The sequence below is a fragment of the Enterobacter sp. JH25 genome, assembly GCF_021725435.1.
In the GTDB taxonomy this organism is placed as follows: Bacteria; Pseudomonadota; Gammaproteobacteria; order Enterobacterales; family Enterobacteriaceae; genus Enterobacter; species Enterobacter intestinihominis.
The window spans coordinates 1,408,959-1,427,591 of sequence record NZ_CP091319.1; the positions used below are offsets into that span (position 1 = coordinate 1,408,959).

The following is an 18,633-nucleotide window of genomic DNA, read 5'->3' on the forward strand; positions in this document are numbered from 1 at the left end:
TTCCTTTTATATCCACGGGGCGATCCCCTGCGAGAACCTCAGGCACAATGAAAAAATCGTGCCAGTTTTACAAGCTGTTGTTTTGCAAAGGGGATAATGTCACGCATTGCACAAAAAGCGTGGCAATTCTGTCAGGTTGCACCAGAATGGAGCACCGTTTTGGTGCGCTTCGTTAAGGTCTTCTGACAGGGGGATATTTAGCGCAGAATCTGACGAAAAAACAATCTTCCGTTAACGGTTGTGTGAGGTGATTATTACATTTTATTCACTTTTGCGGCCGTTGCGGACAAAAGTGTGCACCATAAATGTGCAAAACCCCCGCCAGGGGCGAGGGTTATTCAGACAATCCGCAGGGATTATTCGATGTTTGACTCAATGAACCACAGGAACTGATCCAGGTCGCGTGACGCGGCAGTGAAGATATCAGCGGTGTCTTCATCTTTTGCTTCGCCAATCGCTTTACGAACATCGTTCGCGACAATCGCATAACGGTCCGCCAGCTCTTTCAGGTGATCCTGAACGGTATGGATATCCAGCGGATAGCTTTTCAGTGGCGTTTTGCTGTTGATCACCTGCGTGGTACCCAGAGCCACACCGCCCAGCTGTACGGCGCGTTCGGCCATGGTATCCAGATGAGTCACCAGTGCTGTGCGGAAGCCATCCAGCATTTCATGAACGGCAATAAAGTTTGCACCGCGCATATTCCAGTGGGCCTGTTTGGTGATCAGCGAAAGATCGATGAACTGGACCACCTGGCGATTCAGCAGCTCAATGGTCGCTTTTTTATCGCTATCCGATACATCGTTACGGGTATAAAGCAGATTAGACGCTTTCGTTTTCACCAGTTTAGCGGTACTCATAATCTCATATCCTCTTGATGTTTGTGTCCCAGGTAATTACGGGATTAAGTATAGCACCGGATTTTTTCTCTGCGGTTTGGCGCTGCCTATCGGTTTAATAGCGAAAGGATGGTTGAAGTTTTAACTTAATGATTTTAAAGTTTTTTATATAAATTGATGCAGATCAATCTTAATTCGTTAAGTGACAAGGCGGGCAGGTGAAATATTTTGGCAATATAAGAGAGTTTGTAAGAAATTATTTGAAGGGCTGACGAGGCCTATATTCTGCATGGCCGGTAAGCCATGCAGAATTTAAGGGCTAGTTGAGGTCAATCTTATGTACTTTTGGTTCCTGGCGCATGGTCAATGTAGAGCCCATTGACGCCGCGATAATGGAACAGAGCGCCAGCGTCTGCACCAGTGTCAGGGTTTCGCCGAGGAACATCATTCCAGAGATGGCAGCCAGCGCGGGCTCCATGCTCATGAGCGTACCAAAAATACGCGTAGGCAGACGCGTCAGGGCGATCATCTCCAGAGAGTAGGGCAGCGCCGTGGAAAGAATGGCGACCGCCAGCCCAACCGGCAGGATTGACCACTGCCATATTGAGTCCGTTGCTTGTGCCATGCCGATCGGGACAAAGATAACCGCGGCAATCAGCGAGCCTAAGGCGACCGTCGCGGGGCCGTGCTCTTCGCCCGCACGCTGACCAGTGAGAATATACACCGCCCAGCACGCCCCTGCGCCCAGCGCCAGAGCGGCCCCTGTCAAATCGATTTGTGAAACGCTTTGGCCGAGCGGCAGCAGGAACCATAGCCCCAGCACGGCCAGTATGACCCAGATAAAGTCTACCGGGCGACGAGAAGAAAAGAGGGCAACCGCCAGCGGGCCGGTAAATTCAAGCGCGACCGCGATCCCCAGCGGGATAGTCTGAATAGAGAGGTAGAACATGTAGTTCATCCCTCCCAGCGCCAGCCCATAAAAAAGCAGAGGCAGTCGCTGCTCCTTTTTAAACCGTAGCCGCCAGGGTTTAAAGACAACCACGAGGATCAGGGTGCCTAATGCGATACGCAGCGCCGTGACGCCGGGCGCACCAATCAGCGGAAACAGCGATTTTGCCAGCGACGCGCCGCTTTGTATGGACATCATCGCGATAAGTATGACTGCCACCGGCATCCAGACCGACGATTTACGAGGTAAACCTGGCATCCTTTCTCCTGTCAATTTTTGTCAAAAGAGGTAAAAGTCGCAGTGTAATGGAAATAACCTGCAACGGTTGAGCTACTGTTGAAAAAAAATCCAGGGAAAATCCGTAAAATGAGAAAACGTTGCTGATTTTATCGCCTGAAAGATTAGGAATAATCTGGATGAACTAAATGGCGATGACGCGCACTATTAGCATTTACAGGTGAAAATCTGGAGTTATTTGAACGAGATAGCTGGTGCTGGAAATGTTCTGTTACAGGAAAGGTCGCATTAGACATCGTGAATGACAAAGAGTTTCACAGATTTTTTTGATATATTTAAAACTTACGGACTTACTTGAAGCACATTTGAGGTGGTTATGAAAAAAATTGCATGTCTTTCAGCACTGGCAGCTGTTCTGGCTGTTTCCGCAGGTACCGCTGTAGCGGCAACTTCTACTGTAACTGGTGGTTACGCTCAGAGCGATATGCAGGGCGTGATGAACAAAACCAACGGTTTCAACCTGAAGTACCGTTACGAGCAAGACAACAACCCGCTGGGTGTGATCGGTTCTTTCACTTACACCGAGAAAGATCGTACTGAAAATGGCTCTTACAATAAAGGTCAGTACTACGGCATCACCGCGGGTCCTGCTTACCGCCTGAATGACTGGGCAAGCATCTACGGTGTTGTAGGTGTTGGCTACGGTAAATTCCAGCAGACCGAAAACCAAGGTCTGAACCGTACTGCAAGCAACAGCGACTACGGTTTCTCCTATGGCGCAGGTATGCAGTTCAACCCAATCGAAAACGTTGCTCTGGACTTCTCCTATGAGCAGAGCCGTATCCGCAACGTTGACGTTGGCACCTGGATCGCGGGCGTAGGTTACCGCTTCTAATCACTTCGGTGAGCCAGTAAAAAATCCGCCCAATGTGGCGGATTTTTTTGTTTGTACCCTCTCCCCGTGGGAGAGGGCCAGAGTGAGGGCATCAGCCTGCACGAGACGGCAGAGATCACTTACTCTTAATATCGAAAATATCCGTCCCCAGATGGTTATAGTCAACTTTCTGTAACCTGAAGTTGGTAATGTAAACTGGCGGGCCCTTCTTCCCGGAGATAAACGGGTAATCATTTTTTATCTCTTTCGCCTTAATCCCCGTCCACTGTGAGAAGAATTTCAGGAAATCGTTCGCGGAACGGCGCGCTTTGATGATGCGATGCGTTTTGTCATCACTCGACAGCACCATAAACGGTACCTGGAAGTTCTGCTGAAACTTGTCATCGTGGGCCAGATACTGCACCTCTTTACCGCGCTCCTTAAACGCCAGACCGTGGTCAGAGAAATAGACCATCGAGAAGCTATCGCCGCTGTTGCGCAGCTGCGCGTACAGCTTGCTGAGCAGATCGTCGGTTTGCGTCATGGTGTACAGATAACACGAGGTCTCTTTGGATTGCACAAACTCCGCATATTTTCCCCCGGTACGATCGCATGCCTGCGGGTGTGACCCCATCAGGTGCAGGACGATCAGCTGCGGCTGGGTGCGCTGAGTGGCAAAGACCTGCGCGGTCATTTTTAGCAACGCTTCATCTTTTGTGTTTTTATCGGCTTCGAAATCACCGCTTTTCAGGAACTGTACCTCGTCGGCACGCTTCGCGATGCTGGCAATGGCGGTATCATACTCGCCGATCTGCCCCTGGTTGGAGAACCACCACGTCTGAAAACCTGCCCGGTTGGCCAGGGTGACAAAATTATCCTGAAACTGCGGTTTTCCATCCACGACACGGTTGAGCGTCAGACCGAGAGATTTCTGCGTCGAACCGCTGGCCGCCACGTAATCGGTAAACAGCGTACCGTTGACGGAGCTGGCAAACGGCGTGTTATCCCAGTGACCGCCAAACGCGCCGAGCGCATCGCGACGCGCGCTTTCACCGATCACCACCACATAGGTGTGATACTTCGGTTTCACCGCCAGCACGTTCCAGGTATCTTTCATGGTGGAAAGCTCGGCCATACGCGCCTGCTCGTCGAGCACTTCCTCGTTATTCACTACCACGTCTTTAACGAAGCGAAACACCGGATACCCGGTATCTTTAAGCTTAAACACGCCGCCCCAGGCCAGATTTTGTACCGGCGCAACAAAAAACGTCACTACGCTAAAGGCCAGGCACAGGCTTTCAATTTTACCCCATGTTTTTTTCCCGACCTGCTTACGGCGAACCGCAATCACGCCGAGAGCAAAAATGAAAAGGCCAACCACGTAGTTGTACCACGGGAAGATCGTCAGGATCTCTGTAGACTCTTCCATATTGGTGGAGTGGAGCGCCAGCAGGGTATTAAAGTTCGGCGCGCCATAGGCCTGGCCGAACGGGAAATAGGCGGCAGCCACCAGAGAACAGATCCCGATAAGCACTTTCTGCATGCGCGGTGCGCTTCGCCATAGCAGGTGAAGAATGCAGGTGAACCCGACGGCATAAAGCAGGCTAAAGGGGTAGCCAAGAGCAAAGTTAATCAACAGCGATTGCAAAAAATAAAATCCCGTCCACGGGCTTAGGGCCCGGCTGCGGGTAACAAGTGTATCAATCAGGGTTACGTTCATAGATCACTATCACGAAAACGCCATGTGCTCACCCTGGCGTCAAGGGTCAAAGCCTGCCGGACAGTGCGTGGAAAGGGAATGGAGGTCCGCTTCAGCGAGCCGCAAATTGTGCAGGGCTGCAAGAAGATAGTGCGAGCGTGAATTAAGGTCAACAGTTGCTAAACAGATGTTTTGCGAAGGGGGCTGCAAATCCGCAAAAATAATCAGGAAAAAGCGAGTTTACAACGAAAGTGTGACAGGAAAATGAAGCGGCGTGCCGCGACGCCGCTTAGTGAGAAGATTTGTCGTCCTGATGCGGTTTGGCGTTAAACATATCGCACAGCATGTTCAACAGCATTAGACGCACTTTAAAAGGAGAGTGGGTAAACACGTTCATACACCTCTTGAATTCATTCATAAGACCTCCTGATTCATGATCCCTTCGATCCGTGAAGGGTGACTGCATTACATACAGATATAGCACAGGCTATATTGTATAGCTATGGCTAATTCGTTAATTTTTTGTGCTTGTAGAGCTATGGTTTACAATGTGCGCTCCGTTACAGGGCGCTGGAAGCGTCAACCCATTGAGGAAGCACAATGAACCGTCGCGCAGGTAAGCCAACAACAAAAAAAACGACGCAACTGGTGAACGTTGAAGAGCATGTGGAAGGCTTCCGTCAGGTGCGTGAGGCGCACCGCCGGGAGCTGATTGATGATTATGTCGAACTGATCTCCGATCTGATTCGTGAAGTTGGAGAAGCGCGCCAGGTGGATATGGCCGCACGCCTGGGGGTGTCGCAGCCAACCGTTGCCAAAATGTTAAAACGTCTGGCGTCGGTCGGGCTGATCGAGATGATCCCCTGGCGCGGGGTGTTTCTCACCGCTGAAGGCGAAAAGCTGGCGCAGGAGAGCCGCGAGCGCCATCAGATCGTCGAGAATTTTTTACTGGTGCTGGGCGTCAGCCCGGAAATTGCCCGTCGGGATGCCGAAGGTATGGAACACCACGTCAGCGAAGAGACGCTGGTGAAGTTCCGCGAATTTACGCTCAAATATGGCCCCGCCGCTGAATGAACATCCCCGGCTTGCAGGCCCTGAAACGCGATCGTTTTTTCCATCTTTTACTTATCACTGGCGTTGGGCTCAGCGTCTTTGTGCCCTTCACGCCGCACACCTGGCCGGCGGCCATAGACTGGCGCACCATTATTACCCTGAGCGGTTTGATGATGCTCACCAAAGGCGTAGAGCTGAGCGGCTATTTTGACGTGCTGGGGCGCAAAATGGTGCGCCGCTTCGCCACCGAGCGCAAGCTGGCTCTGTTCATGGTCTTTTCGGCGGCGCTGCTGTCGACGTTCCTCACTAATGACGTAGCGCTGTTTATCGTGGTGCCGCTTACGCTCACACTGCGTAAGCTGTGCGAAATACCGGTTACCCGTCTGATTATCTTTGAAGCGCTGGCCGTCAATGCAGGCTCGCTGCTCACGCCGATCGGTAACCCGCAGAACATTCTGCTGTGGGGACGCTCCGACCTGTCGTTTACCGCATTTACCTGGCAGATGGCGCCGCTGGCGCTGGCGATCGTGGCGACGCTGCTGGTGGTGGGCTGGTTTGCTTTCCCGAATAAATCGTTGCAGTACCACAGCGGTACCACCGGCCCCCAGTGGCAGCCGCGTCTCGTCTGGAGCTGCCTGGGACTGTATATCGTTTTCATTACCGCGCTGGAGTTAAACCAGGCGCTGGCGGGCGCGCTGCTGGTGGCGTGTGGCTTCCTGTTCCTCGCCCGGCGGGTGCTGGTGAGCGTTGACTGGACGCTGCTGCTGGTGTTTATGGCGATGTTTATTGACGTCCATCTACTGATCCAGCTCCCGGTATTGCAGACCGTTCTCCATAGCGTCAGCGGTCTGTCGCAGCCGGGACTATGGCTAACGGCGATTGGTCTCTCGCAGGTGATCAGTAACGTGCCGTCCACCATTTTGCTGCTTAACTATGTTCCCCCAACGGTACTGCTGGCGTGGGCGGTCAACGTCGGCGGCTTTGGGCTGCTGCCCGGCTCGCTGGCCAACCTCATCGCCCTGCGGATGGCCAACGATCGCCGCATCTGGTGGCGCTTCCATTTATGGTCAATCCCGATGCTGCTCTGGTCTGCGGCGGTCGGTTTCGGACTATTCCTTCTCATATAGTGCGCAATTTGTCAGTTTTTCCTGGCAAATGTATAGCAACGTCCTAGCTTTAGTGAACGGCATAGTGTGATGCCGCTCACTGACAGGACCGTTGCTGAACTATGGCAGAAGATCAAAATCCACCTGCTGACGAGCAGGATCAAAACAATAACGAGCGCAAGCGCCCGGGCAAAAAACCGTTAATTATCCTTGGCATCGTGGTCATCGTGATGGTGATCGTGGCGCTGGTCTGGTGGTTTTTAACCCGTAACGAAGAGACCACCGACGACGCCTTCACCGACGGCGACGTAGTGACCATTGCCCCAAAAACGGCAGGCTACGTTACCGAACTTCGCGTGCGGGATAACCAGCGTGTAAAGAAAGGGGATGTGCTGGTGGTGATCGATCCGCGTGATACCACCGCCCAGCGCGATCAGGCTCAGGCCCAGCTTGGGCTGGCGGTTGCGCAGTTGCATCAGGCGCAGGCGCAGCTGGCGCTCTCGAAGGTGCAATATCCCGCCCAGCGCGATGAAGCCAAAGCCCAGGTACTGAAAGCCCAGGCGGATATGGCCAACGCTCAGGCGGAGTACCGCCGTCAGCGCGGCGTTGACCCCCGCGCGACCACACAACAAAGCATCGATGCCGCGAACGCTCAACTGCGGAGTGCACAGGCGGGTCTGGCCAGCGCGCAGGCGCAGCTGGAGGTGGCGGAGCAGGTCCAGCTGCAAATCCGCCAGCAGGAGACTAACGTCGAAGCCCGCGAACGGCAGGTCGATCAGGCCAGAGCGCAGTTGGAAACCGCCAACCTGAACCTCTCTTATACCGAAGTCCGCGCCCCGTTCGACGGTTTTGTCACCAAACGCAACGTCCAGCCTGGTACGCTGGTGCAGGCAGGCACGGCACTGTTCTCGCTGGTTTCCCCGAACGTGTGGGTGGTGGCGAACTTCAAGGAGTCGCAGCTTGAACGTATGAAGCCGGGCGACAAAGTGACCGTGTCCGTCGATGCCTGGCCGGATATGGCGCTCGAAGGCCATATTGACAGCATCCAGCAGGGCAGCGGCTCGCGCTTCTCCGCCTTCCCGTCGGAAAACGCCACCGGTAACTTTGTGAAGATCGTTCAGCGCGTGCCGGTGAAAATCGTCATTGATAAGGGGCTGGATCCGAACAAACCGCTGCCGCTGGGGCTGTCGGTTGAACCGAAGGTCACCGTGGAATGACGGACAGCAGCCACGAAAACTGGAAGCCCGCCAGTAACCCGTGGGCGGTGGCGATTGTGGTCACCCTGGCGGTGTTTATGGAAATTCTGGACACCACCATCGTCAACGTGGCGCTGCCCCACGTCGCGGGGTCGCTCTCGGCCAGCTATGACGAATCCACCTGGGTGCTCACCAGCTACCTGGTGGCGAACGGCATCGTGCTGCCGATCTCGGCCTTCCTGAGCCGGCTGTTTGGCCGCAAGCAGTTCTTCCTGATCTGCATTGTGATGTTCACCATCTGCTCGTTCCTGTGCGGCATCGCCACCGAGCTTTGGCAAATCATCCTGTTCCGTGTGATGCAGGGCTTTTTTGGCGGCGGGTTGCAGCCCACGCAGCAATCGGTGCTGCTCGATTACTTCAAGCCGGAGGACAGGGGCAAAGCCTTTGGCCTTTCATCCATTGCCATTATCGTCGCGCCGGTACTTGGCCCGACGCTGGGAGGCTGGATCACCGATAACTACTCCTGGCGCTGGGTGTTCTTTATCAATATTCCGGTAGGGATTGTGACGGTGCTGGCCATCTATCAGCTGCTGGAAGATCCGCCGTGGGAGAAAAAGTCGGAAGAGAAGCTCACCGTCGACTGGACGGGGATCGGCCTGATCGCTCTCGGACTTGGCTGTTTGCAGGTGATGCTCGACCGGGGCGAAGATGATGACTGGTTCTATTCGAACTTTATCCGCACCTTCGCGGTACTGACGCTGGTCGGCATTATCGGCGCGATCTACTGGCTGATGTATGCCAAAAAGCCGGTGGTGGATCTGCACTGTATGAAGGATCGCAACTTTGCGATCTCCAGCCTGCTGATGGCGGGGATGGCGATGATCCTCTACGGCAGTTCGGTGGTTATTCCGCAACTGGCGCAGCAGGATTTGGGCTATACCGCCACCTGGTCCGGGCTGGTGCTCTCGCCCGGCGCGGTGCTGATTGTGCTGACTATTCCGCTGGTACTGAAGCTGATGCCGGTGGTGCAGACGCGCTGGATCATCGCCTTCGGCTTTACCTGCCTGGCGGTGTCCTTCTTCTGGTCCCGGACGCTGACGCCGGATATCGATTTCGAAACGCTGGTGCTGTTCCGCAGCGCCCAGTCGATTGGACTCGGGTTCCTGTTTGTGCCCCTCACCACCATCGCCTTTATCTCGATCCCGAGGCGGCTTAACGCCGACGCGGCGGCGCTGTTTACCATGTTCCGCAACGTGGCCGGCTCGATTGGGATTTCGCTCTCGACGGCGGCGATCACCGAGCGCTCGCAGGCGCACAGCGCGCATCTGGCTTACCACGCTTCGCCGTTTAATGAGCAGTTCCAGCTGGCGATACGCGAAAGCGCCCAGGCGATCCAGAACTTCACCACTCAGGTGGGCGATCCGACCGGCATTGCCACCGGGCGGATGTACCAGACCATGATCGAGCAGTCGCGCTTTCTGGCCTACATTGACGTCTTCACCATTCTGAGCGCGGTGGCCTTCTTACTGATTCCGTTTTGTTTGTTGCTCTCGCCGGTTAAGAGCGAGGGGAGTGCAGGAGCACACTGATGATACACAGACGTTTACACCCCCTGATGATAATGATGCTGCTGGTGGGCTGCGCCGTCGGGCCGGACTACCAACAGCCTGCACCGCCCGCCACCACGCACTGGAACGATAAGGGCGACGGCGCGGTGAAATCACAAACGTCCTCCGCGGCAACTAACCCGCGCTGGTGGAAAACTTTCGGCTCGCCGCAGCTCGACAGCCTGATTGAACGCGCCATCGCCGGAAATCTGACGCTACAGCAAACGGTATTGCGCATTGCCGGCGCGCGCGAACAGATTAACCAGGCCGGCGGGGCATTTTTCCCGTCGGTGAATGGCAATGTGCAGGCGACGCGCCAGCAGCTTGGGCTGGAAGGGGAGCTGAAATCCCACGGCGTGTATGACCAGTTGAGTAATGTCGATCCGCAGCTGCGAAGCGCGTTAGGCCCGCTGACGCAGCCGATTAACCTCTATCAGGGCAGCTTCGACGCTCAGTGGGAAATCGACCTGTGGGACAAGGTGCGCCGTCAGGTAGAAGCGGCCGAGGCGCAGCAGCGGGCGGCGATCGAGCAGCGTAACGATGCGCTGGTCTCGCTGGAAGCCGAAGTGGCGCGGGCGTGGCTACAGCTGCGAGGGGCGCAGAGCATCATTGCCACGCTTAATACGCAAATTGAAAGCGCGCAGCAGACGCTGGATCTGACCGAAAGCCGCCAGCGGGGCGGGCTGTCACCGCAGATGGACGTAGAAAACGCCCGGGCGCAGTTGGGCAATCTTGAAGCCCAATTGCCGCAGTATCAGGCGCAGGAACGCCAGGCGATGAACGGGCTGGCCATCCTGCTCGGCAAACCGCCGGGGGCGCTGGATGCCGAATTACAATCCGTGCAGCCGATGCCAGCGTTGCCGGATATTGTGCAAACCGGCATTCCGTCAACGCTGGCGCGTCGTCGCCCGGACGTGCGCGAAGCTGAGGCGAACCTCCATGCCGCCACGGCGCAAATTGGCGTTTCGGTAGCCGAACTGTTCCCAAGCTTCACCCTCTCCGGGCAGTTTGGCCTGCGTAACAGCGAATCCGGCTGGCTGACCGACTGGAGCAGCCACTTTTACAGCTTCGGTCCGCAGGTCTCCATCCCCATCTTCCAGGGCGGTCGGCTGGTCTCCAGCGTCAAGGTGGCCCGCGCACAGCAAGGGGCGGCGGTGCTGGACTATCGTCAGACGGTGCTGACGGCGCTCGGCGATGTTGAAAACGCGCTGGTGAGCTATCGCACTGACCAGCAGCGTGAGGCGGGCCTGGCGAAAACCATCGACGCGCTGCAAAACGCTTTTGATCTCGCCAGCGACAGCTACCGACAGGGGATCGCCAGTTTTATTGACGTGCTGGACGCCCAGCGTCAGCTCGCTCAGGCCGAACAGCAGCGGGCGCAGGCGCAGGTGCAGAGCGCGCTTGACCTGGTGGCGCTCTACAAAGCCCTCGGCGGCGGCTGGGAGCCGTATCAGCAGGTTCAGCTGCCAGACTACAGCGTCTTTGGCGATGCCCCGCGCGGATAGATTCAGAGGATTGGGCAAGAAACGGACAGGAACGCCACATTCGCGATGGCTGGGGGGCGGGTATAACTAACAGACACCCAATCGACATGCGAGGAAAGCGTTATGCGTTATCAAAAACTGGGCAATACCGGACTGTTTGTTTCTGAACTCTGCCTCGGCACCATGACCTTCGGCGGCGAGGGCGGCATGTGGGGCAAGATTGGCCAGCTAAGGCAAAACGAAGCCGAGCAGCTGGTGGGCCGCGCGCTGGACGCGGGCATCAACTTTATCGACACTGCCGACGTCTATTCGGAAGGACGCTCGGAGGAGATCCTCGGGCAGGCGCTGAAAAACCTGAACGTTCCACGTGAAAACGTGGTGGTCGCCACAAAGGTGTTTGGTGAAACGGGCACGGCGGGAGTGAACTCACGCGGCGGCTCGCGCTATCACATTATCGACTGCGTAAAGGAGAGCCTGCGCCGCCTGCAGCTCGATCATATCGATCTCTATCAGCTGCACGGTTTCGACCCCGCGACCCCCATTGAGGAGACGCTTTACGCACTGGATAACCTTGTACAGCACGGTCACGTGCGATACATCGGCGTCTCGAACTGGACTGCGTGGCAGATTGCCAAAGCGCTCGGTATTTCTGACCGTCTTGGGCTGGCGCGTTTCGCATCGTTGCAGGCGTATTACACCATTGCCGGACGTGACCTGGAGCGCGAGCTGGTGCCGATGATGCAGAGCGAAGGCGTCGGATTGATGGTCTGGAGCCCGCTGGCGGGCGGCCTGCTGAGCGGAAAATACGGTCGTGACGGGCAGAGCGAAACCGGAGGCCGCCGTCTGGAATTTGACTTCCCGCCGGTGAATAAAGATCGCGCCTTCGACTGCGTGGACGTAATGCGCGTCATTGCCGAGCGTAGGGGCGTCTCCGTGGCGCAAATCGCGCTGGCATGGCTGCTGCATCAAAAAGCGGTGACCAGCGTCATTATTGGTGCGAAACGCGTCGATCAGCTGGACGATAATATTGCCGCCACCGGGATCCGCTTAAGCGAAGACGAGCTTAAACAGCTTGATGCCGTCAGTGCGCTGCCGCGCGAATATCCAGGCTGGATGCTGGAGCGGCAGGGGGAATACCGTCGTAGTCAGCTCGCGCAGCAGTAACCTTCCTTTTCCCCGGAGGCGCTTCGCTTACCGGGGCTACTATCTCTGGTCTTTATTTCAACCCACCTCACAAAAAATGCTCCTTCTCTTTGCCTGATGTTTCATCTCGATCTATATGACTAGTCATTAAATTTAAATGACTAGTCATATAGGGAGAGACCATGAACAAATCACTGCCAGCCAACTTTTTATGGGGCAACTCGGTATCCAGCATGCAGACGGAAGGGGCATGGAATGAGGGCGGGAAGGGGATGTCGGTATATGACATTCGGGAAGCAGGAGAAAACATCTCCGACTGGAAAGTGGCGACCGACTCCTACCACCGCTACCGGGAAGATTTCGATCTGATGCAGGATCTGGGCATGAACTGCTACCGCTTCCAGATCTCCTGGAGCCGCGTCTGCCCGCAGGGTGACGGCGAGTTCAACGCCGAAGGTATCGCGTTTTACGACCGCTTTATTAACGATCTGCTCGCCCGCGGTATTGAGCCGATGGTCTGCCTCTACCACTTCGATATGCCGCTGGCGCTGGCGCAGGAGTACAACGGCTTCAACGAACGCCGGGTGATGGAGGCCTTTATCCGCTACGGCAAGAAGATGATCGACTGCTACGGCGATCGCGTGAAGTACTGGCTGACCTTCAACGAGCAGAACATTTTCCATATGCCGGAAGCTTTTCGCATTTCCGGTTACATGAAAGGTGAACAAACCCTGCGCGAGCTGTATGAGCTTCAGCACCATGCGATGGTGGCGCACATGACTCTGACCGAATACCTGCACCAGACTAAGCCAGGCAAGCTGATGGGCGGCATGCTGGCGCACCAGTTGATTTATCCAGCCACCTGCAAACCGCGCGATATCTTCTGCGCCCAGCAGTACGACGAATTCCTCAACCAGAACCTGCTGCGCGTCTTCGCGGGACAGGGCTACAGCCCGGCGGTGATGGCGGTGGTGGAGCAGGAGGGCTTCGGTGATATCTACCGCGCAGACGATCTCGCGCTGTTTGCGCGCACGAAGAACGACTTTATGGCCTTCAGCTATTACGCCAGCAAAACGCTGGACAGCGATGCCATCCCGGAAGGCACGCCGGTGAACCATTACCTGCTGCATGGCGAGAAAAATAACCCGTACCTGAAAGCCACCGAGTGGAACTGGCAGATCGACCCGCTGGGCTTTCGCACCATCATCACCCGCTATGCCAACGACTGGCGGATGCCGGTATTCCCGATTGAAAACGGCATCGGCGTGATCGAGTCCTGGGACGGGGTAAACCCGATCGAGGACACCTACCGCATCGACTACCACCGGGCGCACATCGAGGCGATGAAAGCGGCAATATTCGAGGACGGGGCAGAGGTAATGGGCTACCTCGGCTGGGGCTTAATCGACATTCTCAGCTCGCAGGGTGACATGCGTAAGCGCTACGGCGTGGTCTACGTCAACCGTGAAAATCACGACCTGAAAGACCTTAAGCGCGTGCCGAAGAAGAGCTACGCGTGGTTAAAACAGGTTATCCATACTAACGGACGCGAGATGTAAGCCGTACGCTGCCGGGCCGTTTTTGTGACTGATTGATGGGAATACTCCGCTATGTCTGAAACAAAAATAACACCGCACATGCAGTCTTTTGTCGATAAATTTGTTGAGTTCTCGGCGCGCCTGGCAAACCAGGTACACCTGCGATCCCTGCGGGACGCTTTCGCCACGGTGATGCCGATTTTCATCCTCGCCGGTCTGGCGGTGCTGGTGAACAACGTCGTGTTTCCATGGGTGCTGGAAGGCGACACGCTCACGCAGTTTAAGGTGTGGGGCGAGGCTATTATCAACGGCACGCTGAACATCGCCGCGCTGCTGCTGGCACCGATGATCGCCTGGTCGCTGGCGCGCAACAAAGATTTCGACAATCCGGTCTCGGCAGTGGTTATCGCCGTCAGCAGCTTCATCATCATGATGCCGATGCGCTTACAGATTACGCCTGTCGGCAGCGACGCCCCGGTGAACGTCACCCAGGTGCTGACGTTCGCCAATATCGGCTCCACCGGGATCTTCGCCGGGGTGCTGATTGGGCTGCTCTCAACCGAGCTGTTTATCGCCATTTCACGGCTGAAGGCGCTGCACATTTCGCTGGGGGAGAACGTGCCTCCGGCGGTGAGCAAATCCTTTACCGCGCTGATCCCGACAATCCTCACGCTCTCCCTGTTTGCGGTGCTGGCGGCCATACTGGCGAACGTGCTGCATACGGATCTGATCCATCTCATTACGACATTCATTCAGCAGCCGCTGCGGCTGATCAACACCAGTCTGCCCGGGACGATCTTCATTTACAGCTTCGGTAACTTCCTGTTCACGCTCGGTATTCATCAGTCGGTAGTCAACAGCGTGGTGCTGGAACCGTTCCTCCTGATCAACACCAACGAGAACATGCTGGCCTTTGCCAACGGCCAGCCGATCCCACACATCATCAACAACATTTTTGTGCCGACCTTTGGCATGGTGGGCGGGACGGGCAGCACTATCTCATTGCTGATCGCTATCTTCATCTTCTCAAGACAGAAATCAGCGAAGCAGGTGGCGCGTCTGTCACTGGCGCCGGGTCTGTTCAACATCAACGAGCCGGTGATTTTCGGCCTGCCGATTGTCTTTAACCTGCCGCTGATGATCCCGTTTGTGCTGCTGCCCGCCATCGGGATTTACTTTGCGTGGCTCTGTACCACGCTGGGTCTGATGTCGCGCTGCGTGGTGATGATCCCGTGGACCACGCCGCCGATCCTCAGCGCCTGGCTGGCGACGGCGGGGGACTGGCGGGCGGTGGTGGTGCAGTTGGCAATCATCGTATTTGGTGTATTCTTCTACCTGCCTTTCCTCAAGGTGGCCGAGCGAGTGGCCGTGAAAAACAGCGGGACAGAAAACTAATTTAAGGAAGGAAGATGGCGGCGAAGTACATCACCATAGCGCGGGAAATTAAGAAACGCATTATTACCCAGCAGTACGCCGCCAATGAACCGCTGCCGGACCAGTTCGCGCTGGCGGCGGAATTCAGCACCAGCCGGATGACCATTCAGCAGGCGATGCGTCAGCTGATCGTAGAAGGGCTGGTCTATACCCGGCAGGGACAGGGCACGTTCATCCGCAAAAATTTCCTCCAGCTTTCCCAGTGGGATCTCTCCGGCAGCGACTACTTTGGGGCGACCAAAACCTGGGAACATTTAGGCACGGTGACGAGCCAGGTGGTGCACTTCGAACTTCGCTTCCCGAACGAGAAAGAGCAGGCCTCGCTGATGATAAATCCGGATACGCCGATCTATGACTTCATCCGTCTGCGTTTACTCAACGGTGAGCCGATGTCCCTGGACGCCACGGTGATGCCGCTCAATCTGGTGCCCGGCCTGAACAAAACCCATCTTGAAAGTTCGGTATTCCGGTATGTGCAGGAGACGCTGGGGCTGAAGATCATGGGATCGTATCGTGTGGTGCGGGCGCTGAAGCCCAGTGCGCTGGATATGCAGCATCTGGTCTGTGAGCCAACCGACCCGGTGCTGGAGGTCGAGCAGGTGATCTATCTGGAAGATGGTACGCCGCTGGAGTACGCCCATTGTCACTATCGCTATGACCATGGCGGCATCGTAATTGTGAATAACGGATAAAAAAAAGCGGGCCTTGAGGCCCGCTTTGTTCGTGCTCGCGATTAGTTCAAACGCACCGGCATACCGGAACGGTTCTGAATCGCCTGATCAACGATGGTCGTGTCAACATCCGCCTGAGAGGTAACGGACTGCACCGCGCTGGTCAGCTTAATCGGTACGATTTCGTTGTTGTTGATCTGATCTTCGCTGGTGGACAGCGGGTTATGCACTTCAATGTAACGGCTGCCGTCCGGCTCTGACGTCGCTTTCACCGGTTCGTTAATGAACTGCACGCGCGTACCGACCGGCACGTTATCGAACAGGAATTTGATGTCTTCATTACGCAGACGTACGCAGCCGTGGCTTACGCGCAGGCCGATACCGAAGTTGGCGTTAGTACCGTGGATGGCATACAGACGGCCAATGTACAGCGCGTACAGACCCATCGGGTTATCCGGGCCAGCAGGCACAACCGCCGGTAGCGGTTCACCGGCAGCAATGTACTCAGCGTGCATTTTGGCGGTCGGCGTCCAGGTTGGGCCCGCTTTCTTACGCTCCACTTTGGTGGTCCAGTTCAGCGGGGTGTCTTTACCCAGCTGACCGATACCGATAGGCAGAACGATCACGGTGTTGGTGCCTTTCGGGTAGTAATACAGACGCATTTCGGCGCTGTTAATCACGATACCTTCGTGCACGGTATCCGGCAGGATCAGCTGCTGTGGAATGTTGAGTACGGTACCCGCTTTCGGCAGATACGGGTCAACGCCCGGGTTCGCTTCCAGCATGTTAGACAGGCCGAGCTGATACTGCGCCGCGAAGTATTCCAGCGGCTGAGTGTTACCTTCCGGAACTGTCACCACCTGGTTTTCACCCACCAGACGGCTTCCGTCTGTCGGCAGGGGATACGTCACCGCAGACGCGGTCTTACAAAAACCTACTACGGCTAACGCCGCCGCAAAAAGCGTTGTTAATTTCATGTTCATGTTATGCGAGGTATCTAAGCCATTCTGGCGATGAGTTGAGAAGTCTGAATCTGTAATGGGAGCGCATTATATGTGCATTCCCGTTAACTGGGAATTCAGATGTGTACGAAATCACATTTTTTTCGATTTTGTTAAAGTTTAGTGGATTACCGCAACACAGGATCTCAATTCGGAATTGTGGCATAATGCCGCGTTTATCACACTTTTCGCAGGAATCTCTCCGTGTTAGTTACCAGCAACGTCACTATGCAGTTTGGCAGTAAGCCGCTGTTCGAAAATATTTCCGTCAAATTTGGCGGCGGCAACCGTTACGGCCTGATTGGTGCCAACGGTAGCGGAAAATCCACCTTTATGAAGATCCTCGGCGGTGACCTGGAGCCGACGCTGGGCAACGTGTCGCTCGACCCGAACGAGCGTATCGGTAAGCTGCGTCAGGATCAGTTCGCCTTCGAAGAGTTCACCGTGCTCGACACCGTGATCATGGGGCATGCGGAGCTGTGGGAAGTGAAGCAGGAGCGCGATCGTATCTACGGTCTCGCTGAGATGAGCGAAGAAGACGGTTACAAAGTGGCCGACCTGGAAACGCAATATGGCGAAATGGACGGCTACTCTGCGGAAGCGCGTGCGGGCGAACTGCTGCTGGGCGTCGGCATTCCTGTTGAACAGCACTATGGTCCGATGAGCGAAGTTGCGCCAGGCTGGAAGCTGCGTGTGCTGCTGGCGCAGGCGCTGTTCTCTAACCCGGACATCCTGCTGCTCGACGAACCGACCAACAACCTGGACATCGACACCATCCGCTGGCTGGAGCAGACCCTGAACGATCGCGACAGCACCATGATCATCATCTCGCACGACCGTCACTTCCTGAACATGGTGTGTACCCACATGGCGGATCTGGATTACGGCGAGCTGCGCGTTTATCCGGGCAACTACGATGAGTACATGACGGCGGCAACCCAGGCGCGTGAACGTCTGCTTGCCGACAACGCCAAGAAGAAAGCGCAGATTGCGGACCTGCAATCCTTCGTGAGCCGCTTCAGCGCTAACGCCTCTAAATCGCGCCAGGCAACGTCGCGTGCCCGTCAGATCGACAAAATCAAGCTGGAAGAGGTAAAAGCCTCCAGCCGTCAGAACCCGTTCATTCGCTTCGAGCAGGACAAGAAGCTGTTCCGTAACGCGCTGGAAGTGGAAGCCCTCACCAAAGGCTTCGATGAAGGCCCGCTGTTCAAAAACTTCAACCTGCTGCTGGAAGTGGGCGAGAAGATTGCTATCCTGGGTGCCAACGGCGTGGGTAAATCCACTATGCTGAAAACTCTGGTGGGCGAAATGCAACCGGATAACGGTACCGTGAAATGGTCTGAAAACGCGCAGATTGGTTACTACGCGCAGGACCATGAATATGAGTTCGAAAACGATCTGACCGTCTTCGACTGGATGAGCCAGTGGAAGCAGGAAGGCGACGACGAGCAGGCGGTACGCAGCATTCTGGGGCGTCTGCTGTTCAGCCAGGACGACATCAAAAAGCCCGCCAAAGTGCTCTCCGGTGGTGAAAAGGGCCGTATGCTGTTCGGCAAGCTGATGATGGAAAAACCGAATATCCTGGTGATGGACGAACCAACCAACCACCTGGATATGGAATCGATCGAATCCCTGAACATGGCGCTGGAAATGTATCAGGGCACCCTGATCTTCGTCTCTCACGACCGTGAGTTCGTCAGCTCCCTGGCGACCCGCGTGATCGAAATCACGCCAGAGCGCGTGGTGGACTTCACCGGTAACTACGAAGATTACCTGCGCAGTAAAGGTATCGAGAGTTAAAA

At 55.7% G+C, this 18,633-nt stretch carries 16 protein-coding genes; 11 read left to right on the forward strand and 5 right to left on the reverse strand.

Annotated elements, in window-relative coordinates:
- Positions 1-356: 356 nt before the first annotated feature.
- Positions 357-860 (reverse strand): DNA starvation/stationary phase protection protein Dps, encoded by a 504-nt coding sequence (dps, locus tag L2Y28_RS06695; RefSeq protein WP_000100801.1) that lies wholly within the window; start codon positions 858-860, stop codon positions 357-359.
- Between the two features lie 298 nt (positions 861-1,158).
- Positions 1,159-2,046, reverse strand: a complete 888-nt coding sequence (gene rhtA, locus L2Y28_RS06700; RefSeq protein ID WP_022647523.1) for a threonine/homoserine exporter RhtA — start codon at positions 2,044-2,046, stop codon at positions 1,159-1,161.
- A 355-nt stretch (positions 2,047-2,401) separates the two neighbouring features.
- Between rhtA and ompX the strand changes: the two genes are divergently transcribed.
- Positions 2,402-2,920, forward strand: coding sequence for an outer membrane protein OmpX (ompX, locus tag L2Y28_RS06705; protein ID WP_003858450.1), 519 nt, complete (start codon positions 2,402-2,404; stop codon positions 2,918-2,920).
- A 115-nt stretch (positions 2,921-3,035) separates the two neighbouring features.
- On the opposite strand, the gene L2Y28_RS06710 is transcribed toward ompX, so the two are convergent.
- Both L2Y28_RS06710 and mntS read right to left on the reverse strand, forming a co-directional pair.
- The gene (locus L2Y28_RS06710; protein WP_022647524.1) at positions 3,036-4,619 is read right to left on the reverse strand and encodes a phosphoethanolamine transferase; all 1,584 of its coding nucleotides are present in this window, start codon (positions 4,617-4,619) and stop codon (positions 3,036-3,038) included.
- Between the two features lie 268 nt (positions 4,620-4,887).
- The gene (gene mntS / locus L2Y28_RS06715; RefSeq protein ID WP_022647525.1) at positions 4,888-5,016 is read right to left on the reverse strand and encodes a manganase accumulation protein MntS; all 129 of its coding nucleotides are present in this window, start codon (positions 5,014-5,016) and stop codon (positions 4,888-4,890) included.
- Between the two features lie 182 nt (positions 5,017-5,198).
- Between mntS and mntR the strand changes: the two genes are divergently transcribed.
- The 9 genes from mntR (at position 5,199) to L2Y28_RS06760 (ending at position 15,851) form a co-directional block, all read left to right on the forward strand.
- Positions 5,199-5,672: a manganese-binding transcriptional regulator MntR gene (mntR, locus tag L2Y28_RS06720; protein ID WP_022647526.1), complete on the forward strand. Its 474-nt coding sequence runs from the start codon at positions 5,199-5,201 to the stop codon at positions 5,670-5,672.
- A complete protein-coding gene (locus L2Y28_RS06725) occupies positions 5,669-6,778 on the forward strand; it encodes an anion transporter (RefSeq protein ID WP_022647527.1) in 1,110 nt (369 codons plus the stop codon). Before mntR ends, L2Y28_RS06725 begins: the two co-directional genes overlap by 4 nt.
- Before the next feature lie 101 nt (positions 6,779-6,879).
- Positions 6,880-7,974: an HlyD family secretion protein gene (locus L2Y28_RS06730; RefSeq protein ID WP_022647528.1), complete on the forward strand. Its 1,095-nt coding sequence runs from the start codon at positions 6,880-6,882 to the stop codon at positions 7,972-7,974.
- The gene (locus L2Y28_RS06735) at positions 7,971-9,542 is read left to right on the forward strand and encodes a DHA2 family efflux MFS transporter permease subunit (RefSeq protein WP_022647529.1); all 1,572 of its coding nucleotides are present in this window, start codon (positions 7,971-7,973) and stop codon (positions 9,540-9,542) included. The genes L2Y28_RS06730 and L2Y28_RS06735 overlap by 4 nt, the downstream gene beginning before the upstream one ends.
- Complete coding sequence (locus L2Y28_RS06740) at positions 9,542-11,065, forward strand: efflux transporter outer membrane subunit (protein ID WP_236919578.1); 1,524 nt, start codon at positions 9,542-9,544, stop codon at positions 11,063-11,065. Before L2Y28_RS06735 ends, L2Y28_RS06740 begins: the two co-directional genes overlap by 1 nt.
- Before the next feature lie 102 nt (positions 11,066-11,167).
- Positions 11,168-12,208 (forward strand): aldo/keto reductase, encoded by a 1,041-nt coding sequence (locus tag L2Y28_RS06745; RefSeq protein WP_022647531.1) that lies wholly within the window; start codon positions 11,168-11,170, stop codon positions 12,206-12,208.
- Positions 12,209-12,369: 161 nt separating this feature from the next.
- The gene (locus tag L2Y28_RS06750; RefSeq protein WP_022647532.1) at positions 12,370-13,746 is read left to right on the forward strand and encodes a glycoside hydrolase family 1 protein; all 1,377 of its coding nucleotides are present in this window, start codon (positions 12,370-12,372) and stop codon (positions 13,744-13,746) included.
- Positions 13,747-13,797: 51 nt separating this feature from the next.
- Entirely contained in the window at positions 13,798-15,120 is a 1,323-nt protein-coding gene (locus L2Y28_RS06755; RefSeq protein WP_022647533.1) for a PTS sugar transporter subunit IIC, read from the forward strand.
- 14 nt (positions 15,121-15,134) lie between these two features.
- Positions 15,135-15,851 (forward strand): GntR family transcriptional regulator, encoded by a 717-nt coding sequence (locus L2Y28_RS06760; RefSeq protein ID WP_015571043.1) that lies wholly within the window; start codon positions 15,135-15,137, stop codon positions 15,849-15,851.
- Positions 15,852-15,892: 41 nt separating this feature from the next.
- On the opposite strand, the gene ldtB is transcribed toward L2Y28_RS06760, so the two are convergent.
- Entirely contained in the window at positions 15,893-16,813 is a 921-nt protein-coding gene (gene ldtB / locus L2Y28_RS06765; protein ID WP_003858435.1) for a L,D-transpeptidase, read from the reverse strand.
- Between the two features lie 222 nt (positions 16,814-17,035).
- On the opposite strand from ldtB, the gene L2Y28_RS06770 reads away from it, so the two are divergent.
- Positions 17,036-18,631: an ABC-F family ATPase gene (locus L2Y28_RS06770; protein WP_022647534.1), complete on the forward strand. Its 1,596-nt coding sequence runs from the start codon at positions 17,036-17,038 to the stop codon at positions 18,629-18,631.
- Positions 18,632-18,633 lie beyond the last annotated feature (2 nt).